This is a genomic window from Maribacter orientalis, from assembly GCF_900109345.1.
GTDB classification, from domain to species: domain Bacteria; phylum Bacteroidota; class Bacteroidia; order Flavobacteriales; family Flavobacteriaceae; genus Maribacter; species Maribacter orientalis.
Genome location: NZ_FNZN01000014.1, coordinates 60,242 through 74,608, shown reverse-complemented (window position 1 = coordinate 74,608; position 14,367 = coordinate 60,242). Strand labels below are relative to the sequence as shown.

Below are 14,367 nucleotides of genomic sequence, written 5' to 3'. Positions count from 1 at the left end.
TTAAGATACATTTTAATATGTATTTTTGCAGTATGGAAACGCAAAGACAACGTAAAATAGCTGGGGTCATTCAAAAAGATATTGTAGACATTCTACAAAAAGCTGCCATTGATGGTGGACTTCGCAATACCCTTATATCTGTGTCTAAAGTTGCAGTGACCACAGATTTATCTATCGCAAAAATTTACCTAAGTATTTTTCCGAACGATAAGGCAGCTGAATTGATGGAGGGTATTAAATCGAACCAGCCATTAATTAAGCATGAACTTTCGCAACGTACCAGAAACCAATTGCGTAGGGTGCCAGAATTACTGTTCTATTTAGACGATTCGTTAGATTATATCGAGAATATAGAAAAGTCTTTAAAACGCGAGGAAAACCCTATTGAGAATAGAGATTTGTTACCTAAGCGTAAAAAGTCCTGATCGGTTGAATTTTCCTCTCTATATCGCCAAAAGGTATGTACGTTCAAAAAGTACCCAGAACGCGGTTAACATCATTAATTTTATCACCTTTTTAGTTATTGTTATTGGTTCTGCAGCACTGTTTATTGTGCTTTCGGCCTTCGCCGGATTAAAAACCTTTAGCCTTTCGTTTACCGAATCTTTTGACCCACAATTAAAAGCTTTACCTGTAGCCGGAAAGACGTTTACCTTATCCCCCGAACAAGAACAACGTTTACATGCTGTAGAAGGACTAGCTTTTTATTCCAAAGAACTAGAGGAAAAGGTTTCCTTAGAACACCAAGGTAAAAATCATATTGCCTACATAAAAGGTATAGATAGTAATTATACCAAAGTCACCGCAGTAGATAGCACACTTTACATGGGCGATTGGACGGTTAATGATACACAGGTAGTGTCAGGTTTGGGTATTGCTAATATTCTTGGGGTAACCATCAATCAGTTTCGAAGTCCCATGCAGATTTATGCGTTTAAGCCTGGTAAAGGTTCTATATCGCAACAAAGTATTTCATCACTCTATAACCAAATTCCAATGGTAATCGGTGGTGTATATGCCGTAGAAGCCGATTTGGACAATAAATATGTGTTTGCAGATTTACGTTTGACTCAGGCCTTGTTAGAAAAAGATTCATTGGAGATATCAGGTATAAATTTCAAAATGGATGATGGCGTTGAACCTAGTTCGGTTCGTTCAGAAATTCAGGCTATTTTAGGTTCTGGTGTTGAACTAAAAAATAGGCAGCAACTGAACAGTACACTTTATAAAATGCTGAACACCGAAAACGTCGCTACATATCTCATATTTACCCTCGTGCTTATTATTGCCCTTTTTAATGTGGTCGGTGCAATTATCATGATGATTTTAGACAAGCAACAGAATTCTAAAACCCTCTACAGCCTAGGTACGACCATTAAAGAATTACAGCGTATTTACTTTGTACAAGGTATTTTAGTGACCGGTTTTGGCGGATTGATAGGTGTGCTTATCGGTGTCATTATTGTATGGTCACAAATTGCATTCGGCTGGTTGAAAATAACCCCTTCTCTAGCTTACCCTGTAAAATTTGAATTCATCAATATTGTTATTGTGCTTGCAACAATTATTGTGTTGGGCATTATTGCTTCTAAAATTGCAAGCAGCCGTATCAACAAGAAATTGATTGAACTTTAGGCCAAGGTAAAATTATGATTTCCAAATTTTTCCATCACCTCATCAAAGGCTGCAAAAACAGATGCAGAATCATCGCTAGTAACCATTTTCATGCGATGTTCCTTAAAATTGGGTATGCCTTTAAAGTAGTTGGTGTAATGTCTTCGAGTTTCGAAAACACCTAAAATTTCACCTTTCCAATCAATCGACATCTGTAAATGACGACGGGCGGCATCAACACGCTCCTCCATCGTTGGTGGGGCTAAATGTGTACCTGTTTCAAAAAAGTGTTTTATCTCTCTAAATATCCATGGGTAACCGATACTTGCACGGCCAATCATTGCACCATCCAATCCGTATTCATCGCGCATTTTTAGTGCTGCTTCTGGCGTATCTACATCACCGTTACCAAAAACAGGAATGTGCATTCTTGGGTTGTTCTTTACTTCTCGAATAGGGTCCCAATTGGCATTGCCCTTATACATTTGCGCTCTTGTACGCCCATGAATGGATATTGCTTTGCATCCTACATCTTGCAGGCGTTCTGCAACCTCTACGATTTTAATAGAATCATCGTCCCAACCTAATCTGGTTTTTACCGTAATAGGTAGATTACTATGCTCGACCATGGCTTTGGTCAAAGACACCATCAAGTCAATATCTTTTAAAATGCCGGCACCTGCGCCTCGTGAAACTACTTTTTTAACCGGGCAGCCAAAATTAATATCAATAATATCTGGTCTTGATTTTTCAACAATCTCTACAGACTGCAACATGCTATCTAAATTAGCACCGAATATCTGAATACCAACAGGGCGTTCTTTCTCATAGATATCAAGCTTCATGACACTTTTTGCAGCATCACGAATCAACCCTTCAGAAGAAATGAATTCAGTATAAACAACATCGGCTCCCTGCTCTTTACAAAGGGCACGAAACGGTGGGTCGCTCACATCTTCCATAGGTGCTAAAAGCAACGGAAAATCAGGTAGTTGTATATCTCCTATTTTGGGCACTGTCTATTTTATTTTGGGATGCAAAGTTATATAAAAATACGAGATGGTCATGAGACGATTCATTTCCATAAACTTTGATGCGTTTTAAGGTTTTGTAATATTCTTGTAGCGACTAAGCTATTTGTTTCCGTTAAGTATATTCCTTTTTTAGATTGGTCGACGACTTTATTCTTTGTATCTGCTTTAAATAACTAATAAGGCTCTATGTAATACCGTCTAATTAAAAGGTGATTTCTGCATCTATCTTTTCCCCTTTACGGTCTACAATAACCTTTGTGGTATTCCCTTCTTCAAAACTAGAAAGTGCGCGCATATAGCTCATCATATCTGTTACAAGACTATCGCCTAATTGAATAACAATATCTCCTTTTTGGAGACCTGCCATTGCCGCTGGTCTATCTTCTGTTATGCCATCGATACGCATTCCTTTTCCATCAAAAAGATAATCGGGCATAACACCCAATGCCACTTTAAACATCGGCACTTCTTCACTTTCATTTTTAGTTTTTCGAAATGCTAATCTAGAACTGTTATTCAGCTCCAAAATTACAGCTTCAATATATTCTTGAATCTGTCGCATACCTTCATAATTCAATTTATCTGAATCATCACTGGGCTTATGGTAATCTTCATGTTGGCCGCTAAAAAAATGTAGTACAGGAATATTCTGAAGATAAAAGGAAGTGTGGTCAGATGGCCCTACTCCAGATTCTCCCAACACCAATTTAAAATCGGTGTTCGTCGCATTCAAGACTTGATTCCAAATAGGGCTGGTACCTATTCCCGTAATAGACAATGTTTTGTCTTTCCTTAATCTGCCAACCATGTCCAAATTCAACATATAATTGACTTTTGACAAATCGATGGTCGGATTTTTGGTAAAGTAATTAGACCCCAACAAACCCATTTCCTCTCCCGAAAAAGCTATAAATACATAATTATTCCCCTGATTACCCTCATTCTGTAAATCTAAAGCTAATTGAAGAAGCATTGCAACACCGCTGGCATTATCATCTGCTCCATTATGCACAGCTTCACCTTCGGTATATAAAGAGCCTGAACCACCCATGCCCAAATGGTCATAATGTGCCCCAATGACAATGGTTTTATCTGCTTTATTATCCAACAATCCAATGACATTCGTACCTGTAATAGTACTATCCGCACTTACAAATTGTACTTGGCCATGCGGGTCTATTTTAGGGGTAAACGTAAAGGTCTGAAAATAGGTGCCTACATTACCCTTTGGCGACAAGCCTATATCTTGAAAACGTTTTTGAATATATTCTGCGGCGACTACTTCTTCTGGGCTTCCGGTTTCTCTACCCTTTAGTATATCATTTGCTAAAAAGGCAACATCTTCCTCAATGCTCAATGGAGATTTCTTATCTTGTTTACATCCAAGCAACAAAATCAAAATGAACGGAATTAGAATATTTTTAGTCATTTTTGATTTTTATTTCTTTCAAAATTAAGCATCCTATGAGAACTATTATCTTGCTTTTACTTCTATTTATGGTTGGTAGTTGTAAAAATGAGCCAAAAAAACAAAAAGAAGTTGCTGTTGAAACACCTTCTTTAATGGCTGGTAACGACACATTAATATATCCTGAGGAAAAATACTTTAAAAGTATACGGCAAATTACATTTGGGGGTGATAATGCAGAAGCATATTGGAGTTGGGACGATACGCAAATGATCTTCCAATCTAACAATACCTCATGGGGTTTGAATTGCGACCAAATGTTCTTGATGAATATCGATGAAAACTTTAAGGATGCTAAACCACCCATGGTCAGCACAGGAATGGGACGTACTACATGTGCCTATTTTCTGCCAGACAATACACATTTTGTGTATGGGTCTACCCATTTAGTAGATAAGGAATGCCCAGAAGTGCCATTGCGTAAAAATGGTAATTATGTGTGGCCTGTATATGATTCATTTGATATTTTTGTGGCCGACCTAGAGGGGAATATCACCTCTCAACTTACAACAGAACCAGGTTATGATGCTGAGGCCACAGTTTCGCCAAAGGGAGATAAAATTGTATTCACCTCAACCAGAAGTGGTGACTTGGAACTTTACACCATGAATTTAGATGGTACTGGAGTTAAACAAATTACAAACGAATTGGGTTATGATGGTGGCGCTTTCTTTTCTCCAGACGGCACCAAACTTATCTTTAGGGCTTCAAGGCCTAAAACCCCAGAAGCCATTAAGAAATATAAGGCCTTATTAGCAGAAGGTTTGGTAGAGCCAACTGATATGGAACTTTTTATCTGCAATGCCGATGGTAGTGACCTAAAGCAACTAACCTTTTTAGGAAATGCCAATTGGAGTCCGTTCTTTCACCCTTCAGGAAAAAAAATACTATTTTCCAGTAATTTTGAAGCTGAAAAGGGTTTTCCATTTAATCTATATTTTATAGATATTGATGGTAAAAACTTAGAGCGGGTTACGCATGGTGAAACCTTTGACGCCTTTCCGGTATTTTCAAATAATGGAAAATACTTGGCCTTTTCAAGTAACCGAAATAATGGAGGAACAAGAGACACCAATCTATTTATTGCAGAATGGCAAGAGTAGTTGTTGAGTATAATTGGTGTTTTATCTCCTTTTGTTATTCGGATAACCTTGAAGGAAGTACGACAAAAAATAGCAGAGTAATCTCCCATTTTTGAACCTGATGATTTAATCCAGGTAACATGTAATCTAGATGCTTTGGTGATGGCCTATGCCTTAAAAATTGGAGATATACAGTTTGCTAAGCAGAAGAAAAAAGCGGGTAAAGTATTTATGGTTTTAGCAGGTATCTATCTGTTGTTAAGCCTTGGTGTTTGCTGAACCATAATCTCTTAAAACAATACTACAAACGTCTGCCCTCTTCAGTGTTTTTCCTTTTGTAATTATCCCTTATTTTAGTGTTGCCGAATTTGTACCTGAAACCTGCAATGAACAATCTATTTTCCCATCTGGAATATGTGCTGTTACTCTGGTCAAGATAATTTCTTGTTCCATATATACCTCCATTATTAAACATATCCTCTACTGCCAAAGAAATACTCGCTGCTTTGCTCCACAAGGTTTTTCTTAAGGATAAGCCCAATTTACCGTATGAAGCATACTTTGTGTTTCCACTAATTCTCGGTGAAAAATGGATGTAAGTCAAATCTGCATATAACGATTTGTCATTTAAAAATGTAAAGCTGTTGGTGGCTCGGGTATGGGTTGTCCAAATAGAGTTTTCTACAATGGTGTTGGAGTTTAAATCTGTGAAGCTGTCCTTGTCATAAAAGTGACTTATCAATAAAAACAAATTCCAAAAAGAGGTGATATCTTTCGAAACGCTTGCGTCTGCACCATAATAATTATTCGATTCTAGATTAATGTACTGTGTGCGTATGATATTTGTGGTATTATCTTGAAACACTTGTTGCGATTGTTCATTAGATTTTTTGCCCGCAAACAAGACTAGTTTATATGCTTTATCATAAACATAATCGAACTGCACATAATCACTATATGCTGGCTTCAAATTTGGGTTACCCTCTATAATAGAATTTGCCGATAAATAATATTGAAAGGGGTTTATAGTATTATATCTAGGTCTTGTGATTCGTCGATATGATTTTAAATAAAATGCATTTTTATTGATTGTATAAGACAAAGCCATTGTAGGAAACCAATTCATGTATGAATTGGTATTTGCTATCGATTCGGTATTTAATTCGCCCTTGGTTTCTGTATATTCTGCTCTTAAGCCTACGTTTAATTTCCAATTTTCCCAGCTATTATTTAAACTAATATATCCTGCATAAATTTTCTCGTCATAATTAAAAATACCTGATTCAGTTAGACCTACTCCTTCAATGTTTTGGTCAAAACCAGATTGAACTATGCTTGCCTCAGAATTAATTGAGGCATATCTTAACCCTGTCTCCATTGTCGAATGCTCCCCGAAAGGTTGTGTAAGATCGGTCTGTGCACTATACAGATTGATGATTTGATTTGATATAATATTAAAAGTATCTTCTGTAATAAACACAGATTCACCTTCTACAAAATTGTTATTCAATTCTTGATTTATTCTGTAATCATAATACGTGAAATGGGTATTGAAAGAAAGCTCGGCTCCCTTTTCGTTTAATTTATGTACCCAATCTAAATAATACGCGGTATTAAAAACATCTTTATTAGAAATATTAAGGCCTGCTAAACGTGCTGTAATGGCCCCATTCGTGTCTTCTATTTCAGTTTCAGACGTATAATCATCGATAACATTTGGTGAGTAGCTGCTGTTGGATGTGATACTTATTGTATTCTTCTCATCTAACTGAACATCTAGAAATAGGTTCAGGGTATGACTTTTTTCGTTAACAATAGATTTCTGTTCTGCTGTCCAAGTTTCACTAGGTTGGCCATTATTAAAAAAACTGGTAATGTCGGTATATCTCGTCCAATCTCTATTATGGCTAAAACTGTAATTCGTAGAGAAATCTAACTTCTTTCCTTTAAAGAAATGATCCATACCCAAGGTGTGTTTGGGTAAAACGCCCTGGGTATATCGGTTGAATACAGAACCATTATAGCCAGAGACTAAATTTTTCTTCATTTTAATATTGATTAATAAACCGCCTTCTGCGCTATACTTTGCTGGCGGACTAGTAATCACTTCTATAGATTCAACATTGCCTGCCGAGTTACCAGAAAGCAAATTCATGATATCATCTTCTGGCAAATTAACTCGCCTACCATTGATCATGATATTCACATTCGAGCTACCGTTAACCAACAATTTGTTGTTCATGACCATGACGCCTGGTGTACGCTTTAAAACACTCCAAATATCATTATCAGAAAGGGCGGTATTTTCAATATTAAACACATGGCGGTCTGCCATATGTTCTAATACTGGTTTTTTTTGTGTAACCACCACCTCATCTAATTGCTGCGCACTATTTAAAACAAGGGGTTCAATTTCAATATTTTTAAATAATTGAATTAGCGGGCTTTCAACCGTATTTTCTATGTAGCTAGCTATAATCTGATAGGTGCCTTCTTTAATACCCGAAAACTGATAGAAGCCATTATCATTGGTTACGGTGCCTTTTATAAAATCACCTTCTTGCGTCAATAAAAGAATATTTACCAATACCATCGGCTTTTTGTCTTCATCTAAGACCGAACCGGTAATTTCAAAATCTTGCGAATAGGTAAGAGAAACTATCAGGCTAAAAAACAATGTGGCAAAGAAATTCCTAATCATTTAGTTGGTTGTAGGAGTTAAAAGTAGGAAAGTAAATCGGAATATTCTGTAAGAAATATTAAAGATTTAACAAGGAAAAATCAAATACCTTGAAAGTGTATGAATTATTAATTTTCTAGACGCTCACGCTCGCTTTTATCAATCTCACGTTGATTGTCCTCTAATCGGAAATTTCCGAAATTATACGTGAACCCAAACTTGACGTATTGTGTTTCTGGTGTAGTTAAATAGCGGTTGTCTTGATTTAAATATTTAGAAGAAACATAGGCATTGTATTTTCCTAAAAGATCATTAGCGCTTACACTAACTACCGCTCTATTGTTCATAAACGACTTTCTAAGCCCCAATGTTAAATTGGTAGATTGTTCTTGAATATAAGACCCCTGTAAATAGCCTGACATATAAACAAAGCCCAATTCTCCTTTAAATGTACCGTCGTTAGAAAGGGTAAAATAATTAGTTAAATCTAAATAAGCTCCGTTGAATTCATTCTTAAAAGAATAGGCTTCACTTTGTAATGCAATAAAGGTTTCATCTTCATGAAAGAGTGAAATATAACTATACAAGTACCAATTATTAGTGATAGACTTACCATAGGTAAAATCAAGACCAAAGGAAGTACTTGCGAGTACGTTTTGGGTAATATCCCTTAAAACTAAATTTTCATTATCTTGAAATGTAAGTGTGGAAATATACCTACCATTATTCCGGTAATAAAAATCAAAGAAGTATTCTTGATTATGCGTATAGTTAAAATTAAAATTATGACTAAAGCTAGGGGTTAGGTTTGGGTTGCCCTCTTCAAAGATTCTTTCATTAATGTACGTTCTAAACGGATTTAAATCTTCATATCTAGGTCGTTTTAACTTTCTAGAATAATCAAAAGAAAAGCTATGGTGTTCATTAATATTGTGAAGTAAATACAATGATGGAAACAGTTCAAAATAGCTTAGGTTGTTGATGTTAGAACTATTAACTGAAATACCCGAACTCTCTGTCTGCTCTGCCCGTAACCCCGTTTTTAAGCTCCATTTTTCCCAATCTTTTGAAAAACTAAAGTACGCTGCAAATACATTTTCATCGTAAATGTAATCATCAGATAAGTTTGGAATAAATTCTGAACCATTGTTTCTAAGAATATAGTCCAATTTACTTTCAGAATTGATAAATGACCCTTTAACTCCTGTTTCAAAAAAAACGCTTCCCAGATTATCATTATAATCTAGTTGAGCAGTTTTAATTTCTATTTGTTGATTTGCATTGGTTGAGAAATTAAAATCACGAATAAATGAACCATTGGGCATAAAGTAATTAGAATTCACATCTTGTGATCTATCAAGGTCAAAATATGTGTAGTGGGCATTTATATTTATATTTCCACTTTCCTTAAATTTATATTTATAGGTTAGATCTCCAGATAAATTATTCTTTATTTCATTTAGGTAACTGCCCGTAGTAAATGTAGAATCCATAACCCCAAAACCATTTTTAATGGTGGTATTCTGAAAAAAGTCCGACTCCCGTTTAGGTTGTAATTGTGCGTTAGAAGTTAAGCTAAGGCTATTTTTGTCATCGAAATCATAATCTATAACAAGGCCTGCGCTATGGGTATTGCTTCGAATGATTTGGTCAAAATCAGTATCCCAAATAGAAAAGACACCTGTATCATTAATATAATTAGTATTACTCTGTGTATTCTTAAATTCCTTTTTTGGAGCAAAGTTGTAGCTCGCATTCACATTAAGTTTATCGGTCTTGTAAAAATGAGACGTTCCAAAATTATATTTCGGGAAAACGCCTTGGGTATACCCAGCATTGATATTTCCTTTATACCCAAGAGAAACATTTTTACTGGTAATGATATTTAAAATTGACCCCCCTTCGGCATCATAACTTGCTGGAGGGTTATAGATGACCTCAACCGATTTTATATTTTCCCCTTGATAATTCTCTAATAGATTTCTAACTTCTTCTGATGACAATTGTACTTTTCGATTATTAACATAAACGGTCGTCGCTTGATTTCTTACTTGTAATTCGTCATTCAATACAATTACCCCTGGTGTCTGACGTAGAATATCCCATGAGCTGTTTTGTGAAATTACCGTATTTTCAACATTAAAAACAATGCGGTCTACCTTACGTTCTACTACAGGTCTGTTACTTGTTACGGTAACCTCATTAAGTTCCTCTGCCTGTTGTTCTATAATTACAGCGCCAATTTTTGTGTCTTTTAAAATCTCTATTGCAAGATTATTTGACATCTGACCCACGTAAGATGCTTTTAAAAAATAGAGCCCTTCTGAAATATTAGAAATAGAAAAAATACCATTCTCATCTGCTGAAGTTCCTTTAACCAAAATAGAATCTGTAACATTCAAAAGAAAAACAGAAGCAAAGGCAACAGGTTCTTGAAATTGGTCTTTAACCTCACCTTTTAATTCATAGGTTTGACTAAACACACAATCTGATATACCTAAGGTAAAGATTAAAATCGCAAATAGTAGTTTCAATAGTAACTTGGGTTGAATTTCAAATCTAATTAAAAAAACGTTGTAATCCTTTACAATTTATGTAATCCAAAGAAAAGGTAACATCTATAAATTGGCGATTACACTCAAGCTTAGCGCTATAAATTAGATTATATTTGCAATTGCTCTTTAAAGCCGAGTACTATTCTTGGTTTAAAATTGCACTTTTATTACCGCTACCGCTATGAAAAACATTAGAAATTTCTGCATTATTGCACATATTGACCATGGTAAAAGCACCTTGGCCGACCGACTGTTAGAGTTTACAGGTTCGGTTACCGATCGAGAGAAAAAGGAGCAATTATTAGATAGTATGGATCTTGAAAGAGAGCGTGGTATCACTATAAAAAGTCACGCCATACAAATGGACTACACCTATAAGGGTGAACAATATATTCTAAACTTGATCGACACTCCTGGTCACGTAGATTTTTCATATGAAGTTTCTAGATCTATTGCGGCCTGTGAAGGTGCGTTATTGGTTGTAGATGCGGCACAAAGTATACAAGCACAGACTATTTCTAACCTTTACCTGGCTTTAGAAAATGACCTTGAGATTATACCTGTTTTAAATAAGGTCGATTTACCAAGTGCTAGCCCAGAAGAAGTTACAGATGATATCGTTGACCTTTTGGGCTGTAAAGCAGAAGATGTTATACCGGCAAGTGCGAAAACAGGTCTTGGAATCGAAGAAATTTTAAGTGCAATAATTGAGCGAGTTCCTGCGCCAAAAGGAAATCCAGACGAAGCATTACAGGCGCTTGTCTTTGATTCTGTTTATAATCCATTCAGAGGTGTTGAAACCTACTTTAGAGTCGTGAACGGTTCTATTAAAAAAGGACAGAAGATAAAATTCGTTGCAACTGATAAAAGTTACTTTGCCGATGAGGTAGGAACTTTAAAATTAACGCAACAACCTAAAAAGGAAATTAAGGCTGGTGATGTAGGGTATTTGATTACGGGCATTAAAGATGCACGTGAAGTGAAAGTGGGTGATACAATTACCGATTCTGCACACCCAACCACAAACCCAATTGCAGGATTTGAAGATGTGAAGCCAATGGTATTTGCTGGTATTTACCCCGTAGATACCGAAGATTTTGAAGAGTTGAGGTCTTCTATGGAAAAATTACAATTGAACGATGCCTCTTTGGTCTTTGCTGCAGAAAGTAGTGCTGCGCTAGGTTTTGGTTTTCGTTGTGGGTTCTTGGGCATGCTTCACATGGAAATCATTCAAGAACGTTTAGAGCGTGAGTTTGATATGACCGTGATTACTACGGTACCCAACGTTAGCTACCACGCCTTTACTCGTAAGGACCCACAGGTTCCAATGATTGTCAATAATCCGAGCGATTTGCCAGACCCATCAACCATAGACCGTGTTGAAGAGCCATATATTAAAGCTACCATAATTACTAAAGCTGATTTCGTAGGTAACGTTATGTCTCTTTGTATTGAAAAAAGAGGACAGATTACGAATCAAACCTATTTAACTACAGAGCGTGTTGAGCTTAACTTTGATATGCCCTTGGCAGAAATTGTTTTCGACTTCTATGACCGCCTAAAAACGGTATCTAAAGGCTATGCTTCTTTCGATTACACGCCAATTGGCATGAGAGAATCTAAATTGGTTCGTGTCGATATATTATTGAACGCACAAACGGTAGATGCACTTTCCGCGTTGATACATGCTGATAATGCTGCTACCATTGGTAAAAAAATGTGTGAAAAATTAAAAGAACTTATACCAAGACAACAATTCGATATTCCTATTCAAGCGGCCATAGGCTCTAAAATTATTTCTAGAGAAACTATTAAAGCATTACGTAAAGATGTAACCGCCAAATGTTATGGTGGTGATATCTCCCGTAAAAGAAAACTTTTGGAGAAACAGAAGAAAGGTAAAAAGCGTATGCGTCAAGTCGGTAATGTAGAAATACCTCAAGAGGCCTTTATGGCCGTACTTAAACTGAACGATTAAGAAATTTCTTTAACACTTTCTTTTTCTTGACTTTCAGACGGAAATATTTTGCCCAAATAAACTAATTTGTAGCCTTCCTTTATATCAGTAAAATCTTTGCTGAAGGCTGTAATTATTTCTATATCCCCTTCAGGATTTTTAAGAAATAAAGGTACAATGTCAGCGTCGGCCTTGGTGATTTCTATCAACCCTTCGTAATGTTCCGTATCGTGAAGTTTAATTTCATGTATTGCCGGATACTTTCTAGATGCTTCAGTTAGTTTAATAAAATCAACTGTATGGGAAAATAGCCCTTCTTTAGGATTATTTTCTGGGTCAGACATTTCATCTGCATCGACCAACCTAAAAGAACCGTTTTCCCCAAATATATCTTGAAATTTATTGATGGCGTATTTGTTGATATCAGAATTACCTGTAAGCGCCATTAAATATCCAATATCGCTTAGTTCTATATTATCCGTTAAACTATCAGAATAAATGTTTGCCGAAATGGCTTCCAATCCTAATTTATTGGCCTTATCTATATTTGATTGATTATTATCTATCAAAACGACATGTCGATCATTCTGATGTAAATATGAGCCTATTAACCTTGAGGCTTTTGATGCTCCCAAAATCAATATACCTTCTGATTTTTTAAGAAAGACCCCTATTAATTTTGCAAACAATCGAGCAGTTGTGGCATTCAATAGAACTGTGCCTAAAACAATCATAAACACCAAAGGAGTAATGTACTCTGCACCTGGCTCTCCTCTTGATAATAGCTTAGATCCAAAAAGTGAAGCTATACCAGCAGCAACAATACCTCTAGGGCCTACCCAGCTAATAAATAGTTTCTCGTTAAGTTTTAAATTTGAGCCAATAGAACTAAGAAAAACACCAAGCGGCCTAATTAGTAATACAATAGATAAGAATAAGGCCACGGTTTTCCACGTATATATTAATTCTAGATCTGCAATATTGATATTAGCTGCTAGTAATATAAATAATATTGAAATTAGAAGAATACTCAAAGATTCCTTAAAATAGAGCAGCTCTTTAATATTGGGCAAATTTGTATTTCCCATGACCATCCCCATGACTACAACGGCCAATAAACCCGATTCATGAGCAAAAACATCAGACATTACGAAAACACCTAACACTACCGAAAGTGTGACAACATTCAGTAAATAGTGTGGTATAAAGCTCTTCTTAATTAGAAAAGTAAGGGCATGTGCAAATGTGAAACCAAACGTAAAACCGAATAATAAAATTTTACCGAACTCTACTAATGCGGTCATTGTATATGCTTGACCTTCGCCTACACTTATAAATTCATATACCAATACAGCTGCCAACGCCCCGATAGGGTCTATAAGAATGCCTTCCCATTTCAAAATTGCAGATACATCTTTTTTAAGCGGAATGTTTCTTAAAATTGGGGTAATTACTGTAGGTCCTGTTACAATAATTAAAGCCGAGAATAAAAAACACAACTGCCATGAAAGACCAAATAGAAAATATGCCGCTAATGCTGCCCCAAAAAATGTAGTTACGCTTCCTAAAGTGATTAATTTAGTAATTACCGGGCCAATGCTCCTTATCTCAGAACGTTTAAGGGTTAGTCCGCCCTCAAAAAGTATAATGCTTATTGCAAGAGAAACAAAATAATATAAACCCTCCCCAGGAAAAAGTCCATTATCCCCATTCCAGATCGGTTCTATTAATTTAGAGCCATCGACAGTATAAAGCGTAGAAAATGGTCCAACCATTAAGCCGATAAGAATTAAAGGTAAAATTGCGGGTAATTTTAAGCGCCAAGCTACCCATTGAGCAAGTATCCCCAATATAATGATTCCTGCAAGCTCTAACATATTATTTATTTTGGATAAAAATAACAATTAAAGCGTATTAATTACCATAAAAACTATACCTAAGCAGTGCATTCTTAATCACCTGAATTAAATAGGCAAT

9 protein-coding genes are annotated in these 14,367 nt (G+C 35.9%); 4 read left to right on the top strand and 5 right to left on the bottom strand.

Annotation, left to right across the window (positions count from 1 at the left end):
- Window positions 1-32: 32 nt before the first annotated feature.
- The gene (rbfA, locus tag BMY56_RS18140; RefSeq protein ID WP_079511534.1) at window positions 33-425 is read left to right on the top strand and encodes a 30S ribosome-binding factor RbfA; all 393 of its coding nucleotides are present in this window, start codon (window positions 33-35) and stop codon (window positions 423-425) included.
- Between the two features lie 4 nt (window positions 426-429).
- A complete protein-coding gene (locus tag BMY56_RS18135; RefSeq protein ID WP_091627625.1) occupies window positions 430-1,635 on the top strand; it encodes an ABC transporter permease in 1,206 nt (401 codons plus the stop codon).
- Here the strand turns inward: BMY56_RS18135 and dusB are convergent.
- A complete protein-coding gene (gene dusB / locus BMY56_RS18130; protein ID WP_091627623.1) occupies window positions 1,632-2,630 on the bottom strand; it encodes a tRNA dihydrouridine synthase DusB in 999 nt (332 codons plus the stop codon). The genes BMY56_RS18135 and dusB overlap by 4 nt on opposite strands.
- A 220-nt stretch (window positions 2,631-2,850) precedes the next feature.
- Window positions 2,851-4,077, bottom strand: a complete 1,227-nt coding sequence (locus BMY56_RS18125; RefSeq protein WP_091627620.1) for a M28 family peptidase — start codon at window positions 4,075-4,077, stop codon at window positions 2,851-2,853.
- A gap of 35 nt (window positions 4,078-4,112) precedes the next feature.
- On the opposite strand from BMY56_RS18125, the gene BMY56_RS18120 reads away from it, so the two are divergent.
- Window positions 4,113-5,219, top strand: a complete 1,107-nt coding sequence (locus BMY56_RS18120; protein ID WP_091627617.1) for a TolB family protein — start codon at window positions 4,113-4,115, stop codon at window positions 5,217-5,219.
- A 280-nt stretch (window positions 5,220-5,499) separates the two neighbouring features.
- Here BMY56_RS18120 and BMY56_RS18110 read toward each other — a convergent pair whose 3' ends face one another.
- The gene (locus tag BMY56_RS18110; RefSeq protein ID WP_091627615.1) at window positions 5,500-7,899 is read right to left on the bottom strand and encodes an outer membrane beta-barrel family protein; all 2,400 of its coding nucleotides are present in this window, start codon (window positions 7,897-7,899) and stop codon (window positions 5,500-5,502) included.
- 107 nt (window positions 7,900-8,006) lie between these two features.
- On the bottom strand, window positions 8,007-10,412 hold the full coding sequence (locus BMY56_RS18105) for an outer membrane beta-barrel family protein (protein ID WP_091627612.1): 2,406 nt from the start codon (window positions 10,410-10,412) through the stop codon (window positions 8,007-8,009).
- 202 nt (window positions 10,413-10,614) lie between these two features.
- Between BMY56_RS18105 and lepA the strand changes: the two genes are divergently transcribed.
- Window positions 10,615-12,411 (top strand): translation elongation factor 4, encoded by a 1,797-nt coding sequence (lepA, locus tag BMY56_RS18100; protein WP_091627610.1) that lies wholly within the window; start codon window positions 10,615-10,617, stop codon window positions 12,409-12,411.
- On the opposite strand, the gene BMY56_RS18095 is transcribed toward lepA, so the two are convergent.
- The gene (locus BMY56_RS18095) at window positions 12,408-14,267 is read right to left on the bottom strand and encodes a cation:proton antiporter (RefSeq protein ID WP_091627607.1); all 1,860 of its coding nucleotides are present in this window, start codon (window positions 14,265-14,267) and stop codon (window positions 12,408-12,410) included. The genes lepA and BMY56_RS18095 overlap by 4 nt on opposite strands.
- Window positions 14,268-14,367: the final 100 nt, after the last annotated feature.